Below are 23,439 nucleotides of genomic sequence, written 5' to 3'. Positions count from 1 at the left end.
CAGAATAATGAAAGGTGAGCAAAATCTTACTTAAAGTTTAATTCAAGCTTAACTTCAAGCATTCCTGCTAAAGTGCGCACTTCTGTGGCTTTGACATATGAAATAAGCTGCTGTGGGTAGAAACCCAGATCAAAATCCTTTTCCAGTTTGTTGCGAGTCGTATCAGGTAGTTCCAGGCCATTAAACACCAATCGATCCACATGAAATAAAATTGCATTTTTCGGTTCATTCTCTACCGTGTAGTGACCTTCTACCCTTAATTTCATCGTCCCCTGCTGGCCTTCTACTACAATTCGATCCTGCGTAAATGTAAAGTTGAAGTGATTAAACAATTCATTTTCTGACTTTAAAAAACGGTTAAAGTCCTCTTCACGAATGCTTATCGTAATGACTTTTCCATTTGTAACCATGGCACCTTGTTGTTGTTGAATGAATTGTGGTAAATCCTGCATAGCTTGAGCTAATGCTTTAAAGTGCTTATTTACCTCGTAGACACCTACATTCTCCCAATAAGCTGTCATTTCGCCAATTAGCTTGCGTAGTGTATCCGGATCATTACTGGCGTTAACGCCGTCATTTACACGCGACTGAAGCAGGACAATGCGTTTACGTTGTGCCAGTAAGTTTGTTTTGACAGTCTCCAATTCCATTGAGGCTTGGGTAACTTGTTGTTCTGTTTTTCGCATAGATTGATAATTGGATTCGTATTCTTGAAGCACATCCTGATCGTGACTAATCAATAATAAGTAGTAATCGTACAGAGAGAGAAGTTGCCTTATACTTTTCGCCCCTAACACCACACTCAACAGCTTGTCCCTTTCCCCCATATAATAAGATCGCAGCACAGAACCTGCACGCTTCCGTTGTATGGTCATTTGCTCTTGCTGAACGGTGAGATTACTTCGCAGTTTCTGCTGACGCTGCAAAAGGGTATGCTGCTCCTGACTGATTCGCTCAATTTCATGGTCTATCTCTACAATCGACAGGCTATCTTGTAAAATCTGACTTTCTTCATGGGAGGGAGCGGCCAGGGTAGGACGTACATATATGAAAGTTAGCAACATAATGGTGGTCAGCAGGGTGCTGATTGTGATTTTTATTCGTTTGTTCATTTGGTTTCCCCTTTTATGTATTCCCGAAAAAAACTAATGGTAATGTATATGATCCTTTCTGTTTCTTTAACCATTCATTTTATTGTACAGCAGTCTGAGCATGCTTGAAACCCGAAACTGTTTACGTTCACGTATGAGTTCTTGCAGAAATGGAAATACAATTTAGTATCAAATAGATTCTATGAACTCTACGAGAGGCATAGGAATGAATAAACAGCTTTTATACCCTATTCAAATACCGGCAAGATCGGTTCATGAAGACGGTTATTTCAGGATGTTGTTAGGAGGGCTAGAGGCATGACTGCAATAAGACAAGATGCATGGAGTGTGGAAGATGACTTGATATTGGCGGAGGTGACATTGCGGCATATCCGTGAAGGTGGAACGCAGCTCGCAGCGTTTGAGGAGGTTGGACAAAAAATAGGAAGAACCTCTGCAGCATGCGGTTTTCGTTGGAACAGCTGCGTGCGCAAACGTTACGATGAAGCGATCAGTATTGCCAAAGCGCAGCGCCAGAAGCGCAGTTATATCCGTAAGCAGAACCCGGTGGGTGTATCACAGGTTGCGGCTTTTGCCTCGCTTGATACAGTAGAAGGTGGATACAGAACGGATGGTGCGAGTGAGGATACGTTATCTATTGATGCAGTAATTCGCTTCTTGCGCCAATGGAAGGGATCCGTCCAGGAAACGAATCGGCAGATTAAGATGTTGGAGAAAGATTTACGGGAAAAGGAAGAAGAATTGAATCAGCTTCGCTCCATTAATGACCGGCTGTCCAAAGAAGTGAATGATGTACAAACCGACTATCGTGTTGTGAATGATGATTATAAAGCTCTGATTCAGATTATGGACCGGGCTCGGCGCTTGGCTTTAATCACTGAAGATGAGGAAGAGCTTAAATCCAGATTCAAAATGGACGCCAATGGGAATCTGGAGCGCATTGAGTAACAAGATTACTTCTGTAATATTGAAATAAAACGTCAACTAGCGCTTTGCCGTAGTTGGCGTTTTTTGTATTTCTTTAGAGTGCATATGATATAGTAGAAAAAAAGATGGAAGCGAGACGATACAAAGGTGATTGATATTATTGGAGCGGGTTCGCTGGGATTGTTGTTTGCCGGGAGGTTGTCTGCTTCGGGTACAGAAGTAAGGCTGTGGACGCGTACACTTGAGCAGGCACGCGTCATTGCTCGTGAAGGGATTACTGTGTTTGATAAGGAGGGGCAGACGGCAGTACATGTGTCCGGGGATAAATTGAAGGTAGCGCCATTGGCAGATTGGCAACGGTTAAATTCACAGGCTCCAGCACGATGGATAATGCTTATGACCAAACAGGGGGCGATTGAGGAAGTATTAGAACAGATCCAGCCTGCAGCTCAAATGGATAGAGATACAGGAATTGTTTGCTTGCAGAATGGAATCGGCCATATAGAACGCATTAGACAGGCTTGGCCTAAAGCTGTGGTATACCCTGCTGTGACGACTGAAGGAGCCAAGAGGCAGGGAGTAGCATCTATTGTACATGCAGGATCGGGTGTTACTGAAATTGGTAGTTCGGAGGAAAGGGAGGAGGCGAAGAACAATAATTTTAATCAATGTGTGCTAAATCGGTTGCTTGCAGCAGGATTTGACGCCTGCTTGTCGAAAGAAATCGATAACGGTATGTATCGCAAATTGTTGATCAATGCTGTAATCAATCCGCTGACGGCGGTATGGCGAGTTCGTAATGGCGAGCTGCTTTCGGACCCTATTCGAATACATATGATGCGCAGGCTATACGATGAAGGCATTCAAGTGTATGAAGCTCATGGTATCCACTGGGAAAACGCATGGTGGGAGCAAATTATGAATGTATGCCGGGCAACGGCAGAAAATCACTCGTCCATGCTAGCTGATGTACTTGCACAGTCCATGACGGAAGTTGCTTCGATTAACGGACAACTGGTGCAGATGGCAGATCGGGCTGGAGTTACTGCACCAACTCATGAGGTATTGTGGCAATTAATTGAAGGTATGCGGCTAAAAGAGGGGTGATCAGTTGAGTCTTATACAAGGTACTATTATCACTTTCAGTATTCTTCCCTTTTTTCCGTTTTTGATCGTGTTTGCGGTTTGTCGCTACATTCTTAAAATGGAAAAAAAGAAATCGTTACTTACTTCTATGGATATTACCACGTTTTTTCTGATATTTTCCGTAGCAGCACTCTTTAACGTCATTTTTTCATCTCGATTCGGTTTTTATTTGATTCTACTGCTCCTATTACTGGCCTTGGGTTTAATTGGAGGAGCTCAAAATCGAATAAAAGGGAAGGTTGATGGTAAAAGATTATGTAGAGCGGTCTGGAGATTAACTTTTATAGCGATGACATTGGCGTATATTTTGTTAACTGTTGTTGGTATATTTAAGAATATATTCAACATCATGTGATATAAGGTGACATGAAAAGGTGAAAAAATATGAATTAATCATGTTTTTTTGAAAAAAAAGCTCAATTTGAAGAAATGTAATGTAGATTTTTTTGACCGCTGGTTGTATAATCTATAAACATATACCACTTTAGAACTAGGGGGAAAACGCTAGATGAAAAGGAAAAGCTTTTTAGTCCTTTTGACACTCATTCTTGCAGTTGGTGCACTGCTCGCAGGTTGTGGCTCCAGCAAGAACGATAATGGTAAGGGCGCACAAGAAAACACCTCGACTACGCCGGCTCCGGCCAACAAGCAAATTTTGCGCATTAACCTTGCTTCCGAGCCGCCAACCTTCGATCCGGCACAAGCTCAGGATAGTCAAACTAACACGGTTCTGAAAACTTTGTATGAAGGTCTCGTACGTATGGGTCCTGACGGCAAAGAAATCCCTGGCGTAGCTGAATCTTGGAAAATTTCCGATGACGGCAAAACCTATACGTTCAAGCTTCGTGATACTGCAAAATGGAGTAATGGCGACCCAGTCAAAGCAAGCGACTTCGTATTTGCTTGGCAGCGGGTACTGGATCCTTCCACGGCTCCTGCACCTCCATATGCTTACCAATTGTACTATATCAAAAATGCTGAGGGTTACAACCTGAGCACTTCGAAATCTTTTAAAGGCACTAAAGTTACAGACTTTAAAGATGTAGGTGTTAAAGCTGTTGACGACCATACATTGCAAGTAGAGCTGGAGCACCCAACTCCTTACTTCTTGGGATTGACTTCTTTCTACACTTTTTACCCTGTAAATCCTTCCGTTAAAGGTAATGATAAGTGGGCTGTTAAGAAAGATAGCATGATCACTAACGGACCTTACACATTAACGACTTGGGACAGCGGTCAAAAGATCGAAGTAACCAAAAGTGAAAACTATTGGGGTAAAGATGATATCAAGCTGAACAAAATTACGATGTCCCTTGTAAATAGCGGTGCAACAGAGCTGGCTTCTTATAGAAGTGGACAACTCGATTACGCAGGTATGCCAAACGGTGAAATTCCTACCGACCAAATTCCGGCTGTGAAAAAAGAACTGCCTAACGAATTTAAGGCAAAAGGGATTGCAAGTACGTACTACTATCTGTTTAATGTAACTGAAAAACCATTTAATAATGTTAAAATTCGTAAAGCGTTTGCGATGGCTATTGAACGCCAACCAATCGTTGAAAGAGTAACATTGGGCGGTCAAATTCCTGCATACGGCTTTGTACCTCCAGGTATCAAAGGAGTATCTCAAGAATTCCGTACTGAGAATAAAGATGATTACTTCAAAGAAGACTTCACTGAAGCGAAAAAATTGCTTCAAGAAGGTATGAAGGAAGAAGGCGTAACTACACTTCCTCCGGTAACATTGCTGTATAACTCCAGCGAGAGTCACCAAAAGATTGCTTTGGCAGTTGCTGATATGTGGAAGAAAAACCTTGGTGTTGACATCAAAACTCAAAACCAAGAGTGGGGCGTATTTATCCAAACACGTAACAAGCTGAATTTCCAAATCGCTCGTGGTGGATGGTCTGCTGACTATAATGATCCAATGACATTCCTGGATATGTGGACAACAGGCAATGGCAACAACAATGCAGGTTATGCTAACCCAGCATATGATGCTTTGATTGAAGCAGCTAAAAAAGAAACTGATCCAGCAAAACGCATGGAAGATTTTGCGAAAGCGGAGAAAATTCTGGTTCAAGATGATATGGTAATGCTTCCGATCTACTACTACTCAAATGTTTCTTTAACGAAACCGAATGTAAAAGACATTGGGCTTGACTTTAGTGGAGCAGTTGATTTCACAAGAGCGTATATTACACAGTAACTGAAGCTCGATTCTGAAGTTTGATAGTTACTTCGGGATATATATGTGGATAGAACCATATATATCCCGTTTTTTTTGTGTGTCATGGTCTTTTCCATCATCATGTAACCATGCAAATAAGTAGAATGGACAGTCCAATTCTATTTCGATAAAATCGAATGGTGTCGAAAAAAATTTATGGGGGGTGTAAACGGGCAATGACGCGTTATTTGATCAGTAAATTTTTCTATATGCTGCTATCTTTGTTCATTCTGATCTCTGCGACGTTTTTTCTCATGAAAGCAATTCCGGGTAACCCCTTCATGAGTGAAAAAGCGACTTCTCCTGAGATTCAAGCCCGGTTAATGGAGCAATATGGGCTGGATAAGCCTGTATATGTCCAATATTTTAAATACTTAGGTGATATTGCTTCAGGTGATTTTGGTATTTCTATGAAAAAGCTGAATCAAAGTGTAACTGACATTATCGGACAAACTTTTACGGTTTCCCTCAAACTAGGTTTTGTTGCCATAATCGTGTCGATAATTGTCGGTCTCTTGCTAGGTATGCTGGCAGCTTTGTATCATCGTAGGCTAATAGATAACGTTGCAATGGTATTAGCTATCATGGGGATTGCGGTTCCCAGCTTCGTTCTAGCATCGTTGATTCAATTTTTCTTCGCTCAACAGTTAGGTTGGTTTAATGTTATGGGCTTTGACGGTCCGATGGACTACGTTCTGCCTGTTGCAGCTTTATCTGCTTCCCCAATTGCGTTTATCGCTCGACTAACGCGTTCCAGCATGCTGGAAGTGCTTCATGCGGATTATATTAAGACTGCCAAAGCTAAAGGCTTGAAATCCATTACAATTATGTTCAAACACGTTGTACGTAATGCTATTTTGCCGGTCGTTACCTATGTGGGACCCATGACGGCCAATATTATTACGGGTTCAGTTGTTATTGAACGTATCTTCGGGATTGGCGGTATTGGTAAGGTATTCGTAGATAGTATTACAACACGCGATTATACCATGATTATGGGAGTTACTATTTTTTACGGTATTTTGCTGATGGTGGCGCGTTTTATTACAGATATTGCATATGGATTTATTGATCCGCGGATTAAGCTTACTGGCGGGAAGGAGGGATAACTTTATGTCTGTTAAAGATAATGCTGTGAACTTGGATAAGCTTCAGGTGAAACCGGAAGATTTCCAGAAGGTCGGGGCGGATGAAAAGCAGTCTGAAGTTATTCAGCGCGAAAGCCTGTCCGCTTGGCGAGATGCTTGGGAGCGACTTCGTAAAAATAAACTGGCAATGACGAGCTTGAGTGTTTTGGTTCTCATTGTGCTTGCTTCAATTGTTGGTCCGATGCTGTCCCCATATGATGACCGCACGAATGATTTGTTGAGCACCAATCTTCCTCCTTCGGCGGAACATTGGTTCGGAACAGATGATCTGGGGCGTGATATGTTTGTACGTACTTGGATGGGCGCTCGGATTTCCTTGATTATTGGTTTGGCTGCTGCAATGATTGACTTGATGATTGGAGTTATTTATGGTGGAATTATGGGTTACTTTGGTGGCCGCGTTGATGAAATCATGAATAAATTTTCTGAAATCTTGTACTCCATTCCTTACTTGCTTGTTACGATCCTGTTGCTGGTTGTACTGGAGCCAAGTATCACTACAATTATTATTGCGCTCTGTGTAACGGGGTGGATTAACATGTCGTGGATTGTACGTGGTGAGATGTTACAACTTAAAAACCGAGAATTCGTACTCGCTTCCCGTTCAATGGGTGCAGGTGCTGGTCGTCTGCTGTTCCGTCACTTGTTGCCCAATGCGGTAGGACCAATCATTGTCACACTGACTTTGACAGTTCCAAGTGCTATTTTCTCTGAGGCATTCCTGAGCTTTCTTGGATTAGGGGTACAGGCACCTCAGGCGTCACTGGGTTCAATGATTGAATCAGCTCTGACTGGGTGGATGTATTACCCGTGGCGAATGCTTTTCCCAGCAGGTTTGATCAGTTTGATTATGCTTGCGTTCAACCTTTTTGGCGACGGCTTGCGTGATGCGCTTGATCCGAAGTTGAAGAAATAGGAGGTGAGATCATGGTGAGTAGCAACAATTTAATTGAGGTTGAAGGTCTTAAAAAGTATTTTAATGTTGGCAAAAACCGTGTGCTCAAAGCGGTGGACAACCTGAATTTCTATATTCGCGAGGGTGAAACGCTGGGTATGGTTGGTGAATCCGGTTGTGGTAAGTCTACAGCGGGTCGTACGATTTTGCGCTTGTATGAACCTACAGCAGGTAGCGTACGTTTTAACGGTACGGATATTTACAAATTATCACCAAGTAAAATGAAAGCAATGCGCCGTGATATGCAGATGATCTTTCAAGATCCGTATGCATCATTGAACCCGCGTTTTACCGTTTCTGATATTATTGGTGAGGCACTCGATATTCACAATATGGCGGGTAGCCGTGCAGAACGTAAGAAACGGATTGAAGAGTTACTTGATCTGGTTGGTTTGAACCCTGACCATGCAACACGCTATCCGCATGAGTTTTCTGGTGGTCAACGTCAACGGATCGGTATTGCACGCGCACTAGCGGTTAATCCTAAATTCATCATTTGTGATGAGCCGATTTCAGCTCTTGACGTATCTATTCAGGCTCAGGTTGTCAACCTGTTAAAAGAGCTTCAAGAACGTTTGGGTCTGACATACCTGTTCATTGCGCATGATCTGTCGATGGTCAAGCACATCAGTGATCGGGTAGCTGTAATGTATATGGGGAGAATGGTAGAGCTTGCAGAAAGTGCTGAATTGTATGCAAATCCGATCCATCCTTATACGAAAATGCTTTTGTCGGCGATCCCACTTCCTGATCCAGAAGTAGAAGCCAACAAAAAACGGATTATTATGCCAGGCGACCAAGCAGGCCCAATTCATGATGCAGCTGGCAGTAAGACAGGGGCTTATAACCTGGAAAATGCCACGCTCATCGAAGTGTCTAAAGGACATTTTGTAGCTGAGCCTTACGCCTGATCTTGTTTTATGCACCAACCGCCGAATTATTCGGCGGTTTTTTTTGTAGGAAGCTTTGACGTGGACATGGGCTTTCGGTACAATCAAGCAGTAAGGTTTTGGTGGAGACAGGAGGCAGACCCATGAAAATAATTCCGGAAACGCTTCGCGTAGGGTCGGCTTTGGCAGAAGATTATATACAGGGTATAGGACGCGCAAGCGACTTGTATGAATATAATGTGCTGCACGCCGATGCTTATGCCCAACGGGCGAAGTGGCTGGATAAGACGGGGCATCTGCGATTAAACCGTAAGGATGTCGTAGCATGTCTTCGTATATACAATGAGAAATACAATTCGTATGAGGCGGTTCGTGCTTCATTGGACCGTTTGGAAAGTCCAGATGCCTTAGTAGTAGCTGGCGGGCAGCAAAGCGGATTGTTCACAGGTCCGATGCTGGTCATTTACAAAGCTGCTACCCTAATTAAGGCGGCGAGAGAAGCTGAGGAACGGCTTGGACGTCCGGTTATTCCCGTCTTCTGGATTGCTGGCGAAGATCATGACTGGGACGAGGTCAATCATACATACGTAATGGCAAATGACCCACAAGCCGTCAAAATCAAGCTGAATAAGCAACCTGAACGCCGTTCTTCGGTTAGTGCCATTAAAGTTGACGCTGTTGAGTGGAAGCAAGCGATAGCGGATATAGAGCAAAGCTTGCCAGATTCAGAACATAAGGCTGATATAATGCGCATGATTAAGAACGGGCTAACGGATTCATATGGACTGAGTGAAGCCTTTGCCAAGTTGCTGGGCCTTTTGTTCGGCACCTATGGATTAGTGCTCTTGGATTCAGCAGATCCTTCGCTACGCAAGCTGGAAGCATCCATTTTTAAGCAACTGGTTCAGCACAATGATGAGTTGGAGCAGGCTTACCGGACGACTGCTGCGCGGATCGTAGATTATGGATATCATTTACAAGCCGATGTGCATGAAGGTGGCGCGAATCTCTTTTATATCCATGAAGATGAACGCTTGCTGCTTTTCAAAAAAGCTGGACTATTCACGGATCGCCACGGGCTGGTGGCGTTTACTGTGGATGAACTGCTTGAAGAGATAGATAGACATCCCGAACGTTTTAGTAACAATGTGCTAACTCGGCCTATAATGCAGGATTCACTGTTTCCGGTGCTGGCATCTGTGCTGGGTCTAGGAGAGATTGCTTACTGGGCGATTACACGGGATGCTTTCGGGGTGTTGGAGATGCAGATGCCGATACTGCTGCCACGAATGTCTTTTACGTTGGTAGAGCCAGGTGTGGAGAAGCATATGCTTAAGTATGAATTGAGTTTTGGTCAAGTTAGAGACGGACTTGAGGAACGGAAAAAGCTATGGATCGCCACTCAAGATCAGCTTGGAATGCAGGATCAGTTTTCCGGTGCTAAGGAAGCTTTTGTCCGCATGTACGAACCGCTTGTGCAGCAGACAGGTTTGATTGAAAAAGGTTTGCTACCGCTCGGAGAAACCAACCGCGATAAGATTCTGGCACAGATCGCCTATCTGGAGGCAAAAGTTCAAGAAGCATTGCTTCGGCAAAATGAAACAGCACTTCGCCAGTGGGATCGTATTGAATGGTCGATTTTTCCGTTTGGACAGCCGCAGGAGCGGACGTATACGATCTATCATTTTCTCAACCGTCATGGGCTCAGCCTGATTGATATGATTATGAATGTACCATTGGATCTGACGGGTACGCATCGCGTTATTTATGTATGATTTATTATTTTATATAGGATTTATCATGGTTCAAATTTAACCAATATGAAGGAGGAAACAAAGTATGACTTCCCATTCTCTGCAAAATAGCATAGTTCACGATCTTAAATTGGCCCCTGAAGGTCATTTGAAAATTGATTGGGTAGAAGCCCATATGCCGGTATTGAACCGTATACGTCAACAATTCGAGCAAGAGCAGCCTTTTGCTGGTCTGAAGGTAACCATCTGTCTACATCTGGAGGCCAAAACGGCTTATCTGGCTAAAGTGGTACAAGCAGGTGGAGCGCAGGTAACTATTACGGGTAGTAATCCATTGTCCACACAAGATGATGTTTGCGCCGCATTAGTTGAAGATGGCGTTACAGTATTAGCTAAATACAATCCGGACCCAGAAGAATTCAAAAATTTGCAAATCAAGGCACTGGAAACAAAGCCGGATCTCATTATAGATGATGGTGGTGACTTGGTTACTCTGTTGCAATCCGAACGGCCTGATCTGATTTCTACGATCCGTGGGGGAGCAGAGGAGACAACTACTGGGATTATTCGTTTGAAGGCTTTGGAAAAAGAAGGGCAACTTCACTTTCCGATGGTGGCTGTTAATGATGCTTACTGCAAATATTTGTTTGATAACCGCTATGGTACAGGACAGTCAGCTTTCGACGGCATTATTCGTACGACTAATCTGGTTGTAGCCGGAAGTACAGTGGTTGTGGTAGGTTATGGCTGGTGTGGCAAAGGAGTTGCAATGCGTGCGAAAGGACTGGGAGCCAACGTTGTTGTAACCGAAGTTGATCCGATCAAGGCAGTAGAAGCCCATATGGATGGTTTCCATGTCTTGCCGATGGTAGAGGCTGCCAAACTGGGTGACTTCTTTATTACAGTAACTGGAAACAAGGCTGTAATTACAGGAGAACACTTTGATGTGATGAAGGATGGAGCTGTGCTGTGTAACGCAGGGCATTTTGATGTGGAGGTTAGTAAGCCTGAGCTTGCTAAACGTTCCGAATCCATTCGTACGGTGCGTCGTAATATCGAGGAATATCGCTTTAAAGATGGACGTAAAATGTATTTGCTGGCAGAAGGACGCCTCGTGAATCTGGCTGCTGCTGATGGTCATCCTGCGGAAATTATGGATACGACATTTGCGCTTCAGGCGCTTGGCTTGAAATATGTGAATGATCGTTACAATGAGCTAGGCAAAGCCGTTATTAATGTACCTTATGAAATTGATGAGCAGGTAGCTCGATTCAAGCTTGATAGTCTGGGAATCCAAATTGACACGTTAACTGAAGACCAAAAGATCTATTTGGACAGCTGGAACGCGTAATCGGATTATTTCATCACGATTTTCGCTGCAAATGTGTTGCGTTTTTAATGCAAGTGTTTGTTTAGGTTGGCATAATGGACAGAGAGTAAGCCCTTTATTCCGTGTTGTTTCGAAACCTGATGCATATTGTCGGGGGCCGGCTTCATGGGATAAGGGGCTTTTTTGCATCTTGTGACGCAGGGCTACAATAACAGACATAAGGGTATGGATCCGGCTTCTATCACTTTTTGGTAATGAAAAAGAGGTCTTTGATTTTTTAAAGCGAATCTATTATGCTTAGGTGGTGGAAAGTGGGCCAAAGTGGGAGAATGGGGTAAGGGGTGACGAAACCAATGTTTATGGGGGAGTTCCAACATAGCATTGATGAGAAGGGTCGGCTTACTGTACCGGCCAAGTTTCGTGAACTTCTCGGTGCCTCGTTCGTGGTTACCCGCGGGCTGGACCAATGCCTCTTCGTGTATCCCATGGATGAGTGGGCTGTCATGGAGAAGAAACTTAAAGCACTGCCTCTGATGAAGGCCGATGCGCGGGCGTTTACCCGTTTTTTTTTCTCGGGGGCGACTGAATGCGAATTGGACAAACAGGGCAGGGTAAATTTACCGGGGAATTTGTGCGAATACGCCAAGCTTACTAAAGAGTGCGTCGTATTGGGAGTGTCCACCCGTGTAGAGATTTGGAGCAAGCATACTTGGGAGCAATATTTCAACCAATCAGAAGAAGCATTTAACGACATTGCTGAGAAATTGGTTGATTTCAACTTTGAATTGTAATTTAGGAGGTCAGCCGTTTGTTTCACCACATTACCGTACTCAAAGAAGAAGCAACACAGGCACTAAACATCAGGCAGGACGGGATTTATGTGGACTGCACGTTGGGAGGGGCAGGACACAGTTCCGTCATTGCATCACAGCTTGGCCCTGAGGGAAGGCTCATTGCCTTTGATCAGGACGACTGGGCATTGAACAATGCGCGAGAGAAGCTGTCAGCCTATGAAGGAAAGATTTCATTAGTGAAATCCAACTTCCGACACTTGCAGGACAAGCTGACCGAGCTGGGATTGCCCGAAAAAGACGGCGTCCCGCAAGTCCAGGGTATTTTGTTCGATCTGGGTGTATCCTCGCCTCAGTTCGATGAGGGGGAACGGGGATTTAGCTACAATCATGATGCGCCGCTTGATATGCGGATGGATCAGAGTAGCTCGCTTACGGCTTACGAAATTGTCAATGAATGGTCAGAAGCAGAGATTGCGCGTATTTTGTTTCATTACGGAGAAGAGAAGTTTTCACGGCGGATCGCAAAGTTCATGATTGAACGTCGATTGAACAAGCCTATTCACACAACAGGGGAACTTGTCGATATTATCAAAGAAGGAATTCCGGCTGCGGCACGCAGAACCGGGGGACATCCGGCTAAACGCAGTTTCCAGGCTTTGCGGATTGCTGTGAATGATGAGTTGGGTGCACTGGAAGATACTTTGCATCAGGCAATAAGATGTCTGGCTCCAGGAGGCAGAATTTCGGTCATTACATTCCATTCTCTGGAGGATCGGATATGCAAGCATATTTTCAAGGAGTATCTGGCGAAAAGCATCTATCCATCTGATTTGCCTATTTTGGAGGACAAAATGGAAGGCGATCTGAAGCTGGTGAATCGTAAGCCGATTGTGGCGTCAGAGCAGGAACTGGAGCTTAATCCACGGTCCCGGTCAGCGAAGCTGAGAGTTGCCGAGAAATTGTGAATTTAATGGAGAAGGAGAGGCGACATGGCTTATACACGCGGTAATTTGGCTGTAAAAGAAAGAGCCCGTCAGGAACAGGTTCAGCAACAACGGTATCGTGAGACTACCAAAGTCGTTACACGCCGCAGAGAGCTGCCGATTCGAGAAAAGCTGCTGTATCTATTGACACTTGTAGCGTGCATTGTCATTGCTGGTATGTTGATTAGCAGGTACGCTCACATTTATCAAATCAATTATTCGATTAATACGGCAAGCAAGGACATTTCCAAATTACAGACCAATATCGCCCAACTGAAGATTCAAAAGGAGCGTCTGGAAAATCAGATCGTGCCGACTGCAAAGCAACAGGGATATATCGAACCAACAAGAGAGCCCATTCGTGTGGAAAAGCAGGCTGCCAAATAGTTAAGGGCATAGCATCAAGCTATGCTCTGACGTACATTTTTTTGCAGAGAGGTTTGAGCTATGGTCAAAAGAATAAAGCTTCGCACACTGCTAATAGGGGGATGTATTACCCTCTTTTTTCTTGTTCTGCTACTTAAGGTATTTTGGATTCAAGTTGTGAGTGGGGAGTACTGGCATAACCTGGTAGTTAATCAAGTAGAAAGAGATCAGGTGATTCAGCCCAAGCGTGGAACCATTACGGACCGTAAAGGAAACGTATTGGCTACGGATGCACCGGCTTATACGGTAGTTGTCAATCCTAGCATCATTCAGGAGTATGATTTGGAGAATGAGGTTGTAGCTAAGCTGCACCAGTTACTCAAAACGCCTGAGGATGAGCTGAGAGGACATCTTTCTGCAAAGGATAAAAAGGGGAACTACTTAAAAAATCGCGAGATTCGTAATGGGGGCTGGAAGGTAGATCCTGAGGTAAAGGCACAAGTGGATACGTTCAAAGAGTATTTGAAGGATAAGTATGAAGTAATTGGAGCTGTGGACACCGTTCAAGAATCCAAACGCTATTATCCGGAAAATAAGCTGGCTTCCCATGTTCTTGGCTATCAAAGAAAAGATGGCACAGCAGGTATGGGGTTGGAAGCTTATTATAATAAAGAGCTCTCGGGGACGGCTGGAAAGCTTCTGTATCAGCGGGATCGGAAGGGAGTTCCTCTTCAAGGATCGGAAAGTGTCTATGAGCCGGCACAAAATGGTAAAAATTTAAAGCTGACGATTGACGATACGATTCAGTATTATATAGAGGATGCCATGCAGGAAGCTATTGCAAAATACAACCCGAAAACGATGACTGTTGTAGCTGCTGATCCTCAGACGATGGATGTTCTCGGTATGGCAACTTATCCGAATTTTAATCCCAATACATATGGGAGTACACCCTTGGAATATTTCCGTAATAATGCTACTCAATCTATCTACGAGCCTGGCTCCACGTTTAAGATTGTCACCTTGGCAGCTGCGGTCCAAGAAAAGGTGTTCAATCCAAATGAATCTTACCAATCTGGTATGATTCGGGTCGGAGGCTGGGATATTCGTGATGTAAGCCGTAACTGGGGAACGTTAACCTATCTTCAGGGAGTCAAGCGCTCAAGTAACGTCGGTTTCGTCCATCTGGGACTGGATAAGTTGGGTGGCGAGAGACTGAAAAAATATATTAATAACTTTGGATTCGGCGTGAAAACGGGCATTGATCTTCCGAGTGAGTCTACTGGAGCTATTACATTCCATACCCAGTACAAATCGGAGGTCGCAACGGCTTCATATGGACACGGACGTGTCCAGGTAACGCCAATCCAGCAGGTAGCTGCCATCTCGGCAATTGCTAACGGGGGGAAGCTGATGCAACCTCATCTGGTAAAAGAAATCATGAACCCAGATACAGGCGAAGTTCAGACGATTCAACCGAAGGAAGTCCGCCAAGTGATTACTCGGGAATCGGCAGTCCAGACAAGCAGCTATCTGGAGCAGGTCGTATCTGACCAAGAAATTGGTACGGGACGCCTTGCTTATATTGACGGATATCGTGTAGCTGGAAAAACAGGTACAGCGACGAAGGTCGTCGGAAAAGTATATGACCATTCGAAGGATGTCGTGTCCTTTATAGGTTTTGCACCGGTAAATGATCCGAAAATAGCTGTTTTGGTTGTTATGGACGAACCTAACAAATCAGTAGGCGGCGGTACAGCAGCAGCGCCTGTATTTAAAAAAATCGTATCCCAATCGTTGCAATATATGGGGGTTCCAAAAACAGGAACTAAAACGAATAAATCAGGTGGCGCTGTTGTAAAAACAGTGAATTTGCCAACGGTACCAACATTAACTGGTCAGGTGAAGAAGGATGCGCAAAATGCATTGCTCAAACAGGGAATTGCCTATGAAACGGTAGGCAAAGGCTCCAAAATTGTTCGCCAGTATCCTGAAGCAGGCGTCAAAATGAAACCCGGACAACGCATTTACTTGCTGACTGAGGATAGTGCCAACATGACTATTCCTGATTTTACAGGTGTTTCTTTGCGTGACACACTTCAAGTTCTGACCCTTATGAAGGTTGGTGTGCAGGTAAGCGGCGAAGGTTATGTTGTCTCTCAAAAGGCGCAAATGGTAAATGGAAAGCGGATCGTCAGCGTGACGCTTCAGCCAGCCAAAGAAACGGTGACCGGAGTGAAACCGGAGGAAACACAGGACTCGACCAATGGAGTTGCAGCTAACCAGAACGGCAGCGCAACAAAAACGGAGGCCGATACTAAAACCGAATCCAGTACTACTGCTGATGCTGGAACAGACGCGGGAGCTCCTAAGGGAGGAATATCTGCTGTTGCAGATGAGAAAAGTGCTGCTGCGATTAAAGGCGAGGATAACTGATAGCTTGTTCTAATGTCCGTTCTTTTGAATATGCATGAGGTAAGACATGTCATGAGTATTTGAGGAACGGAGGGAGCGCGTTTGAAAAAATCTAACGTGACCATGCGGCGGAGGCTGGTATGGGGGCTAATGGGATTATTTGTACTGTTTGCGGCCTTGTCGATCCGGCTCGCCTATGTTCAATTGGGTAAAGGAGGCGAGCTCTCGGCCAAGGCTGAGGATTCGTGGCGCCGCAATATTCCATTTGCCGCCAAGCGCGGCGAAATTTTGGATCGGCAGGGTACGGCGCTGACTTACAATGTCAGTTCGCCGACAGTCATGGCGATACCAGTGCAAATTAAGAAGCCGGAAGAAACGGCACGCAGGCTGGCGCCCTTGCTGGATATGAGTGAGGATAAAGTGCTCAAGCTGATTACCAAACGAACAGCAAGCCAAAAACTTCAGCCCGGCGGACGAAAAATTACGATGGAGAAAGCGCAGCAAATTCGTGATTTGAAGCTGCCGGGTATCGTTGTTGCTGAAGACAACAAACGTTATTATCCTTATGGTGATCTAGCGGCTCATATTCTTGGGTTTACAGGAATTGATAATCAAGGGCTGACAGGCGTAGAGAAGCAGCAAAACAGTAAGCTACGGGGAATCGACGGAAGCATTGCGTATTTATCGGATGCAGGTGGTCGTCTAATGCCTGGTTCTTCTGAAAAATACATTGAACCGAAGGATGGACTGAATTTACAATTAACCATTGATAAGTCTGTGCAGTCCATTATGGAACGGGAGCTTGACCAAGCCATGGTCAAATTCCAGGCGAAGTCCGCGTTGTCTATTGCTATGAACCCCAAGACGGGTGAAATATTAGGCATGGCTGGACGACCAAGCTATGAGCCAGCGCTATACAAGCAATATGCTCCTGAAATTTATAATCGAAATCTGCCAATCTGGATGACATATGAACCTGGTTCTACTTTCAAAATTATTACACTGGCTGCTGCCTTGGAAGAAAAGAAGGTCAATCTCAAAAATGACCGTTTTTTTGATCCGGGATATATTGAAGTCGGTGGAGCACGCCTGCGTTGCTGGAAGAAAGGCGGACATGGAAGCCAGACTTTCCTTCAAGTAGTGGAGAATTCTTGCAACCCCGGTTTTGTAACATTGGGGCAGCGATTAGGTAAAGAAACACTGTTCAAATACATTCGCAATTTTGGTTTCGGCAGCAAAACGGGGATCGACATGATTGGTGAGGGCAACGGCATTTTGTTCAAGCTACCTCAGGTCGGTCCTGTAGAGCTGGCGACAACCGCTTTTGGTCAAGGGGTGTCTGTCACTCCGATTCAGCAGGTTACGGCAGTATCAGCGGCAATTAATGGCGGTAATCTTTATAAGCCTCACATTACAAAAGGTTGGGTTCAGCCGGGAACCGGAAAAGTGCTGGAAAAAGTAGAACCAGAACTGGTACGTAGGGTTATTTCAGAGGACACCTCCCGACAGGTAAGGGAAGCGCTGGAAAGCGTCGTTGCTAAAGGTACAGGTCGTCCTGCTTTTATTGAGGGTTACCGGGTGGGAGGTAAAACGGGGACAGCACAAAAGGTGATTAACGGACGTTATTCTTCCTCGGAGCATATTGTATCCTTTATTGGTTTTGCGCCGGCGGATGATCCGCAAATCGTCGTTTATACCGCTGTCGATAACCCGAAGGGCATTCAATTCGGCGGGGTGGTTGCTGCGCCAATCGTGCAAAATATTTTAAAGGACGCGCTGATTGCCTTGAAAATACCGCCCCGCACCAATCAAATTGCCAAAGAGTACAAGTATGGAGAAAATCCGATCGAAACGGTACCTGATCTGGTAGGTGCTACTGCAGCTGATTTGTACGAAGATATGAATATGAACTTTATGCTCGTGAAATCTGGGTCAGGCAAAACGGTCGTGAGTCAGGCGCCGAAGCCGGGCTCCAGATTGGAGCGGGGATCAACGATCCGTATTTACATGGGGGATTGATAGGTTCATTTTATACCATACTATGAATAACGAGAGAGCAATGGAGGAATGAAAGATGCAGCTTCAACAATTGGCTTCACTGCTGGCCGTCTCCCGTGTAGTGGGTGACGGTACAGTGGATTGCCGAGGAATCGGGGCGGATTCACGTCGAGTGCAACCGGGGGATTTATTTCTGTGTTTGCCAGGTTTTACAGTGGACGGACATGACTATGCTGAGCAGGCAATTGCGTCCGGAGCGGCAGCTTTGGTCGTTGAACGGGAGCTGGATGTGCCTGTTCCGCAGCTTGTAGTTAAGGATGCACGACATGCCATGGCGGTTTTGGCGGATTATATGTTTGATTCACCGAGCCGACGCATGCGCATGATCGGCATAACCGGAACCAACGGTAAAACAACGATAACTTATCTGATTGAAAAGATCATGAAGGATGCCGGGGTGAACACCGGACTGATTGGTACGATTCAAATGCGTTACGGTGGTCAGCCTTACCCAATGTCTGGCACTACGCCCGAAGCGGTGGAACTGCAACGTTATCTCGGAAATATGGCAGAGCAGGGGGTTCAATGCTGTGTCATGGAAGTATCCTCACATGCGTTGGAGCAGGGCCGCGTCAAAGGAACTGATTTTCGCACCGCTATATTTACAAACCTGACGCAGGACCACCTGGACTACCACAACACAATGGAGGAGTACCGTGCTGCAAAAGGACTTTTATTCTCTAGGTTGGGAAATGCTTTCTCGCGGGATGCATCAGATAGCAAATATGCTGTTCTGAATGCAGACGATTCGGCTTCTTCCTATTTGCAGGCTCAAACTGCGGCCCAAGTGATTACATACGGCGTGGAAAAGGAGTCTGATGTGCAGGCATCTCGTATCACGATAGGTTCCAAGGGAACCTCCTTCCATGTGTCTACTTTTAAAGGAGATACCGATATTGAGCTTCGAATGGTGGGCAAGTTCAATGTGTACAACGCACTGGCGGCCATTACCGCTGCTTTGCTGGAAGGAATCTCGCTGGTGGATATCAAGCGCAGTCTAGAGTCTATCGCAGGCGTAGATGGGCGAGTAGAGCCTGTAGATGCGGGTCAGCCCTTTGCTGTTATTGTAGATTATGCCCATACACCGGACGGATTGGAAAATGTCCTTCGCACCGTAAAGGAATTTGCGGTCGGTAAAGTATGGTGTGTATTTGGATGCGGCGGTGACCGAGATCGTACGAAACGTCCATTGATGGGGAAAATTGCTGCGCGTTACAGCGATCACTCGTTTATTACTTCCGACAATCCGCGAACAGAGGACCCGAAAGTGATTTTGAAAGACATCGAACAAGGGCTGATTGACGAAGGTGTACCCGCAGAACGATACGAATTGATCGTGGATCGCAGAACTGCAATTCATAAAGCTGTTGAAATGGCAAGCCCTGACGATGTAGTATTGATTGCGGGAAAAGGTCATGAGACTTACCAGTTGATCGGAAAAACGGTGCATGAATTCGATGACCGCATCGTAGCCAAAGAAGCGATAAGGGGTTTATCCAAGTGATGAAAAGAACAATCGGTCAGATTGCATCTATGTGTGGAGGAATACTTCACGGAGAAGCGGACACCGAACAGATGGTCGAAGGCGTTTTTACAGATTCTCGCAGGCCGCAAAGCCAAGGGTTGTTTGTTCCACTCGTGGGCGAACGGTTTGATGGGCATAATTATGTGCAGCAGATCGTAAGCGAGGCTGGTGCAGCTGCGTTTTTATGGCAAAAGGATCATGGAGCACCTCCGGCTGAGAACGCTATTGAGGTAGAGGATACGTTAGAAGCCCTGCAGCATCTAGCAGCTGCATACTTACGCGAAACCGGCGTTTCTGTCGTTGGGATCACGGGAAGCAACGGCAAGACGACAACGAAAGACATCGTAAACGCTCTGCTGGGCACGACTTTTAAAGTACACAAAACCGAAGGGAATTATAACAATCATATCGGTTTGCCTTTAACTGTACTGTCCATGCCGCAGGATACAGATATTCTCATTCTGGAGATGGGCATGAGTGGACGTGGAGAGATTCGTCTGCTGGCTAATATTGCCCAACCAGATGTAGCTATCATAACGAACATAGGCGAATCGCACTTGCTGCAGCTTGGTTCTCGTGCGGAAATCGCTCGTGCAAAGTTGGAGATCACAAGTGGCCTTAAGCCCGGTGGTTTGCTGATCTACAACGGGGATGAACCACTGCTTTCACAAGTGTTGGAGGAGTCTGAAACGGTCAAGCCTGAAGGTTTAAAATTGTTTACGTTCGGGCTAGCTGCAGGCAACGATGACTATCCAACTGAAATCACTTCGGATGGAGAAGGTAGCTTATTTATAACAGCCCAATCTGGCAAAGAGGCTTTCCGGCTTCCCTTGCTTGGACAGCACAATGTTGTAAATGGTTTGGCGGCACTGGCGGTAGCGCGTCATTTCAATGTCGATGCAGACCATATACGTAAAGGGTTGTCGTCTTTAAAGCTGACGGGCATGCGCATTGAGGTCGTGAACTGTCCTAATGGACTTACCGTGCTAAACGACGCTTATAATGCCAGTCCGGCTTCAATGAAGGCTGCGATTCAGACGTTGTCTGCGTATAAAACGGACGGACGTAAAATCGCCGTGCTTGGTGATATGCTGGAGCTGGGACCTGAGGAAAAGCAATTCCATGAGGAAATTGGAATTTTCGCGGCAAAGCACGACGTAGAAGTACTGTTTACTTACGGTGCGTTAGGCACTTCGATTGCGCAGGGTGCGCAAGAGTTGATGCCAACTGCTAACGTTCACGCTTATACAGATAAGCAAGAGCTGATCCAGTATTTGCTGGTTCATCTACACGCCAATGATATTGTGCTGGTTAAGGCATCCAGAGGGATGCGACTAGAAGAAATTGTGGATGCGCTGAAAAACGGTCCGCTACAGAACTGATGTTGACGAGAGGAAGACTCCCATGGATATTCAATTATTACTGCTGACGATCGTCGTATCGTTTATATTGGCGGTCATTGCCGCTCCACTGCTCATTCCGCTGCTGCGGCGAATGAAATTCGGCCAGCAGGTCCGGGATGACGGGCCACAGAGCCATCTTAAAAAAATAGGTACGCCTACAATGGGCGGTATCGTAATTCTGGTGGCTTTTACGCTGACCTTTCTTAAGTTTTCAGCTATCAAAAATACGGACTTTTACGTTCTGCTGGTTGCTACGCTCGGTTTTGGGCTGATCGGCTTTTTGGACGACTACATCAAAATTGTATTTAAACGCTCGTTAGGTCTGACGGCGCGTCAAAAGCTGTTTGGGCAATTATTGTTTGGCGCGATCATGTGCTGGCTTCTGCTTAGCAATGATCATAGTACTGCGATCGGCATCCCTGGAACGTCATGGTCATTTGATTGGGGCGGCTGGTTTTATTATCCATTCATCATTATTATGATGCTGGCGATTAGCAATGCTGTCAATTTCACGGATGGGCTGGACGGGCTGCTGTCCGGTACAAGTGCCATTGCCTTTGCTGCTTATGCCATTGTCGCGATTCAGGCAACCTCGCTTCCGGCAGCAGTATGCTCAGCGGCTATGATTGGCGCTGTACTCGGATTTCTCGTATATAATGCTCATCCTGCCAAGGTGTTTATGGGTGACACAGGCTCGCTGGGAATTGGCGGCGCCATAGGTGCCATTGCCATCGTTACGAAAAGCGAAATTTTGTTCCTCATTATCGGTGGTGTATTCGTAATTGAAATGCTGTCCGTGGTCTTGCAAGTAGCTTCCTTTAAAACACGTGGCAAGCGTATTTTCAAAATGAGCCCGATCCATCATCATTTCGAGCTGTCCGGCTGGTCCGAATGGCGCGTAGTTATTACATTCTGGGCTGTAGGACTGTTGTTGGCAGGACTCGGACTTTATCTCAACAAGGGGTTGTAGACAAATGAACCATCCAGACGCATACAGAGATCAGGAAGTCGTCATTATCGGTCTGGCTAAAAGCGGCGTGCAAGTTGCCAAGGTGCTGCACCAAGCCGGAGCCAAGCTGACAGTCAATGATAAAAAAGATAGGGAACAATGTCCCGAAGCTTCTGAATTAGAGGCTTTGGGAATTTCCGTTTTATGCGGGGGTCACCCAGAGGGGCTAATTCATCCTGGAGTGAAGCTGGTTGTCAAAAATCCAGGGATTCCTTATACGGCCCCTCCCGTACAGAAAGCTGTCGAGCTCGGCATTGAGGTCGTGACCGAGGTTGAGGTCGCCTACCATCTATGTAAAGCTCCGATCATCGGAATTACTGGCTCCAACGGAAAGACGACCACGACAACTTGGGTAGGCAAGCTGTTGGAGGCATCCGGCATGAATCCAATCGTGGCTGGTAATATCGGTACGCCCGTATGTGAGGCGGCTGTGGATGCCAAGTCGGACGAGTGGATGGTTGTGGAGCTGAGCAGCTTTCAGTTAAAAGGAACAAAAGATTTCAAGCCCACTGTGGCCTGCCTGCTCAATGTAGCTGAGACCCATTTGGACTACCACGGAGGCATGGAGGACTACGTTGCATCCAAGGCGCGTCTATTTGCCAATCAAACCGCGGCGGATACTGCAGTAGTGAACTGGGATGACCCCATCTGCCGGGAGCTCGTACCCTATATAAAAGCGAAGCTGCTTCCGTTCTCGATGACAGAACGTTTGCAGGAAGGGTTGTTCGCTGACCCGCCATACATACCGGATGTGACGGACGACATTGAACGTAGCATCGTATATCGCGATGGAAATGGTGTGCTGCATCCCATTATAGGCGTAGCTGAGATTGGACTTCCAGGTCGTTTTAACGTAGAAAATGCTCTTGCTGCTTGCGCAATCGCCATTGCTGCAGGCGCAGAACCAGCGAATTTGGCGGAACCATTAAGTACTTTTCGCGGTGTCGAACATCGGCTTGAATATGTTTTAGAACACGCTGGTGTAGCTTATTACAATAACTCCAAAGCAACCAATTCGAAAGCAACAATGATGGCCTTATCTTCCTTTAAGCAACCCGTTGTACTCATTGCCGGAGGATTGGATCGCGGTTCTGATTACACAGAGCTCGTACCTTCCTTGCAGGAAGGTGTGAAAGCCGTTGTGCTCTTGGGTGAGACACGGCATAAGTTGGCTGAGCGGGCCCAGCAGGCCGGAATAGAGTATGTCAAGGTCGTCGATAATGGGGAGGATGCCGCCGCTACGCTCGTGGAGGCTGTGAACAAGGCTGCTGAAATTGCTGAGACGGGAGATATAGTATTACTCTCACCCGCCTGTGCAAGCTGGGATATGTTCCGATCCTATGAAGAGCGTGGACGTATTTTTAAAGAGGCGGCGCATAAATTGTAAGTAGGGG

The 23,439-nt window shown here is 45.8% G+C and carries 19 protein-coding genes; 18 read left to right on the top strand and 1 reads right to left on the bottom strand.

The window, feature by feature from the left end:
- Positions 1-26: 26 nt before the first annotated feature.
- Positions 27-1,112, bottom strand: coding sequence for a coiled-coil domain-containing protein (locus KAI37_RS17200; RefSeq protein ID WP_076293498.1), 1,086 nt, complete (start codon positions 1,110-1,112; stop codon positions 27-29).
- A 297-nt stretch (positions 1,113-1,409) separates the two neighbouring features.
- Here KAI37_RS17200 and KAI37_RS17195 point away from each other — a divergent pair, with 297 nt between their 5' ends.
- The 18 genes from KAI37_RS17195 to murD all read left to right on the top strand — a co-directional run bounded on the left by KAI37_RS17195 (position 1,410) and on the right by murD (position 23,432).
- A complete protein-coding gene (locus KAI37_RS17195) occupies positions 1,410-2,060 on the top strand; it encodes an RsfA family transcriptional regulator (protein ID WP_013311108.1) in 651 nt (216 codons plus the stop codon).
- A gap of 126 nt (positions 2,061-2,186) precedes the next feature.
- Positions 2,187-3,146 (top strand): ketopantoate reductase family protein, encoded by a 960-nt coding sequence (locus KAI37_RS17190; protein ID WP_076293497.1) that lies wholly within the window; start codon positions 2,187-2,189, stop codon positions 3,144-3,146.
- Positions 3,147-3,150: 4 nt separating this feature from the next.
- Positions 3,151-3,540, top strand: coding sequence for a DUF3397 domain-containing protein (locus tag KAI37_RS17185; protein ID WP_220029881.1), 390 nt, complete (start codon positions 3,151-3,153; stop codon positions 3,538-3,540).
- 153 nt (positions 3,541-3,693) lie between these two features.
- A complete protein-coding gene (locus tag KAI37_RS17180; RefSeq protein ID WP_220029880.1) occupies positions 3,694-5,394 on the top strand; it encodes a peptide ABC transporter substrate-binding protein in 1,701 nt (566 codons plus the stop codon).
- A 197-nt stretch (positions 5,395-5,591) separates the two neighbouring features.
- Entirely contained in the window at positions 5,592-6,524 is a 933-nt protein-coding gene (locus KAI37_RS17175; RefSeq protein WP_023989458.1) for an ABC transporter permease, read from the top strand.
- A 4-nt stretch (positions 6,525-6,528) separates the two neighbouring features.
- Entirely contained in the window at positions 6,529-7,479 is a 951-nt protein-coding gene (locus KAI37_RS17170; protein WP_013311103.1) for an ABC transporter permease, read from the top strand.
- An 11-nt stretch (positions 7,480-7,490) separates the two neighbouring features.
- Positions 7,491-8,429, top strand: coding sequence for an ABC transporter ATP-binding protein (locus KAI37_RS17165; protein WP_076293496.1), 939 nt, complete (start codon positions 7,491-7,493; stop codon positions 8,427-8,429).
- A gap of 122 nt (positions 8,430-8,551) precedes the next feature.
- Positions 8,552-10,183 carry a bacillithiol biosynthesis cysteine-adding enzyme BshC gene (bshC, locus tag KAI37_RS17160; RefSeq protein WP_220029879.1) on the top strand — a complete coding sequence of 544 codons (1,632 nt, stop codon included), beginning with the start codon at positions 8,552-8,554 and terminating at the stop codon, positions 10,181-10,183.
- A gap of 64 nt (positions 10,184-10,247) precedes the next feature.
- On the top strand, positions 10,248-11,513 hold the full coding sequence (locus tag KAI37_RS17155) for an adenosylhomocysteinase (protein ID WP_013311100.1): 1,266 nt from the start codon (positions 10,248-10,250) through the stop codon (positions 11,511-11,513).
- A 332-nt stretch (positions 11,514-11,845) separates the two neighbouring features.
- On the top strand, positions 11,846-12,283 hold the full coding sequence (gene mraZ / locus KAI37_RS17150) for a division/cell wall cluster transcriptional repressor MraZ (RefSeq protein ID WP_013311099.1): 438 nt from the start codon (positions 11,846-11,848) through the stop codon (positions 12,281-12,283).
- A gap of 17 nt (positions 12,284-12,300) precedes the next feature.
- Positions 12,301-13,251 carry a 16S rRNA (cytosine(1402)-N(4))-methyltransferase RsmH gene (gene rsmH, locus KAI37_RS17145; RefSeq protein ID WP_071641766.1) on the top strand — a complete coding sequence of 317 codons (951 nt, stop codon included), beginning with the start codon at positions 12,301-12,303 and terminating at the stop codon, positions 13,249-13,251.
- 24 nt (positions 13,252-13,275) lie between these two features.
- Positions 13,276-13,656, top strand: coding sequence for a hypothetical protein (locus KAI37_RS17140; RefSeq protein WP_025721604.1), 381 nt, complete (start codon positions 13,276-13,278; stop codon positions 13,654-13,656).
- A gap of 60 nt (positions 13,657-13,716) precedes the next feature.
- On the top strand, positions 13,717-16,071 hold the full coding sequence (locus tag KAI37_RS17135) for a penicillin-binding transpeptidase domain-containing protein (RefSeq protein ID WP_220029878.1): 2,355 nt from the start codon (positions 13,717-13,719) through the stop codon (positions 16,069-16,071).
- Positions 16,072-16,152: 81 nt separating this feature from the next.
- Entirely contained in the window at positions 16,153-18,069 is a 1,917-nt protein-coding gene (locus KAI37_RS17130; RefSeq protein WP_025721601.1) for a stage V sporulation protein D, read from the top strand.
- 55 nt (positions 18,070-18,124) lie between these two features.
- Positions 18,125-19,612 carry a UDP-N-acetylmuramoyl-L-alanyl-D-glutamate--2,6-diaminopimelate ligase gene (locus tag KAI37_RS17125; RefSeq protein ID WP_220029877.1) on the top strand — a complete coding sequence of 496 codons (1,488 nt, stop codon included), beginning with the start codon at positions 18,125-18,127 and terminating at the stop codon, positions 19,610-19,612.
- On the top strand, positions 19,612-21,015 hold the full coding sequence (locus tag KAI37_RS17120; protein ID WP_220031496.1) for a UDP-N-acetylmuramoyl-tripeptide--D-alanyl-D-alanine ligase: 1,404 nt from the start codon (positions 19,612-19,614) through the stop codon (positions 21,013-21,015). The genes KAI37_RS17125 and KAI37_RS17120 overlap by 1 nt, the downstream gene beginning before the upstream one ends.
- Positions 21,016-21,037: 22 nt before the next feature.
- Positions 21,038-22,006 (top strand): phospho-N-acetylmuramoyl-pentapeptide-transferase, encoded by a 969-nt coding sequence (gene mraY / locus KAI37_RS17115; RefSeq protein WP_013311092.1) that lies wholly within the window; start codon positions 21,038-21,040, stop codon positions 22,004-22,006.
- 4 nt (positions 22,007-22,010) lie between these two features.
- Positions 22,011-23,432, top strand: a complete 1,422-nt coding sequence (murD, locus tag KAI37_RS17110) for a UDP-N-acetylmuramoyl-L-alanine--D-glutamate ligase (protein WP_220029876.1) — start codon at positions 22,011-22,013, stop codon at positions 23,430-23,432.
- Positions 23,433-23,439 lie beyond the last annotated feature (7 nt).

Source organism: Paenibacillus sp. S25 (assembly GCF_019454085.1).
GTDB lineage: Bacteria > Bacillota > Bacilli > Paenibacillales > Paenibacillaceae > Paenibacillus > Paenibacillus polymyxa_B.
This window is presented reverse-complemented; position numbering and strand designations above follow the sequence as displayed.

What these genes read in the sequence shown, in the direction of transcription:
- KAI37_RS17165 (WP_076293496.1), top strand. Translation starts at nt 7,491, where the DNA reads ATGGTGAGTAGCAACAATTTAATTGAGGTTGAAGGTCTTAAAAAGTAT.
- KAI37_RS17135 (WP_220029878.1), top strand. Translation starts at nt 13,717, where the DNA reads ATGGTCAAAAGAATAAAGCTTCGCACACTGCTAATAGGGGGATGTATT.
- KAI37_RS17120 (WP_220031496.1), top strand. Translation starts at nt 19,612, where the DNA reads ATGAAAAGAACAATCGGTCAGATTGCATCTATGTGTGGAGGAATACTT.
- KAI37_RS17140 (WP_025721604.1), top strand. Translation starts at nt 13,276, where the DNA reads ATGGCTTATACACGCGGTAATTTGGCTGTAAAAGAAAGAGCCCGTCAG.
- KAI37_RS17200 (WP_076293498.1), bottom strand. Translation starts at nt 1,112, where the DNA reads ATGAACAAACGAATAAAAATCACAATCAGCACCCTGCTGACCACCATT.
- murD (WP_220029876.1), top strand. Translation starts at nt 22,011, where the DNA reads ATGAACCATCCAGACGCATACAGAGATCAGGAAGTCGTCATTATCGGT.
- KAI37_RS17155 (WP_013311100.1), top strand. Translation starts at nt 10,248, where the DNA reads ATGACTTCCCATTCTCTGCAAAATAGCATAGTTCACGATCTTAAATTG.
- KAI37_RS17180 (WP_220029880.1), top strand. Translation starts at nt 3,694, where the DNA reads ATGAAAAGGAAAAGCTTTTTAGTCCTTTTGACACTCATTCTTGCAGTT.
- mraZ (WP_013311099.1), top strand. Translation starts at nt 11,846, where the DNA reads ATGTTTATGGGGGAGTTCCAACATAGCATTGATGAGAAGGGTCGGCTT.
- KAI37_RS17195 (WP_013311108.1), top strand. Translation starts at nt 1,410, where the DNA reads ATGACTGCAATAAGACAAGATGCATGGAGTGTGGAAGATGACTTGATA.
- KAI37_RS17170 (WP_013311103.1), top strand. Translation starts at nt 6,529, where the DNA reads ATGTCTGTTAAAGATAATGCTGTGAACTTGGATAAGCTTCAGGTGAAA.
- KAI37_RS17125 (WP_220029877.1), top strand. Translation starts at nt 18,125, where the DNA reads ATGCAGCTTCAACAATTGGCTTCACTGCTGGCCGTCTCCCGTGTAGTG.
- KAI37_RS17175 (WP_023989458.1), top strand. Translation starts at nt 5,592, where the DNA reads ATGACGCGTTATTTGATCAGTAAATTTTTCTATATGCTGCTATCTTTG.
- mraY (WP_013311092.1), top strand. Translation starts at nt 21,038, where the DNA reads ATGGATATTCAATTATTACTGCTGACGATCGTCGTATCGTTTATATTG.
- bshC (WP_220029879.1), top strand. Translation starts at nt 8,552, where the DNA reads ATGAAAATAATTCCGGAAACGCTTCGCGTAGGGTCGGCTTTGGCAGAA.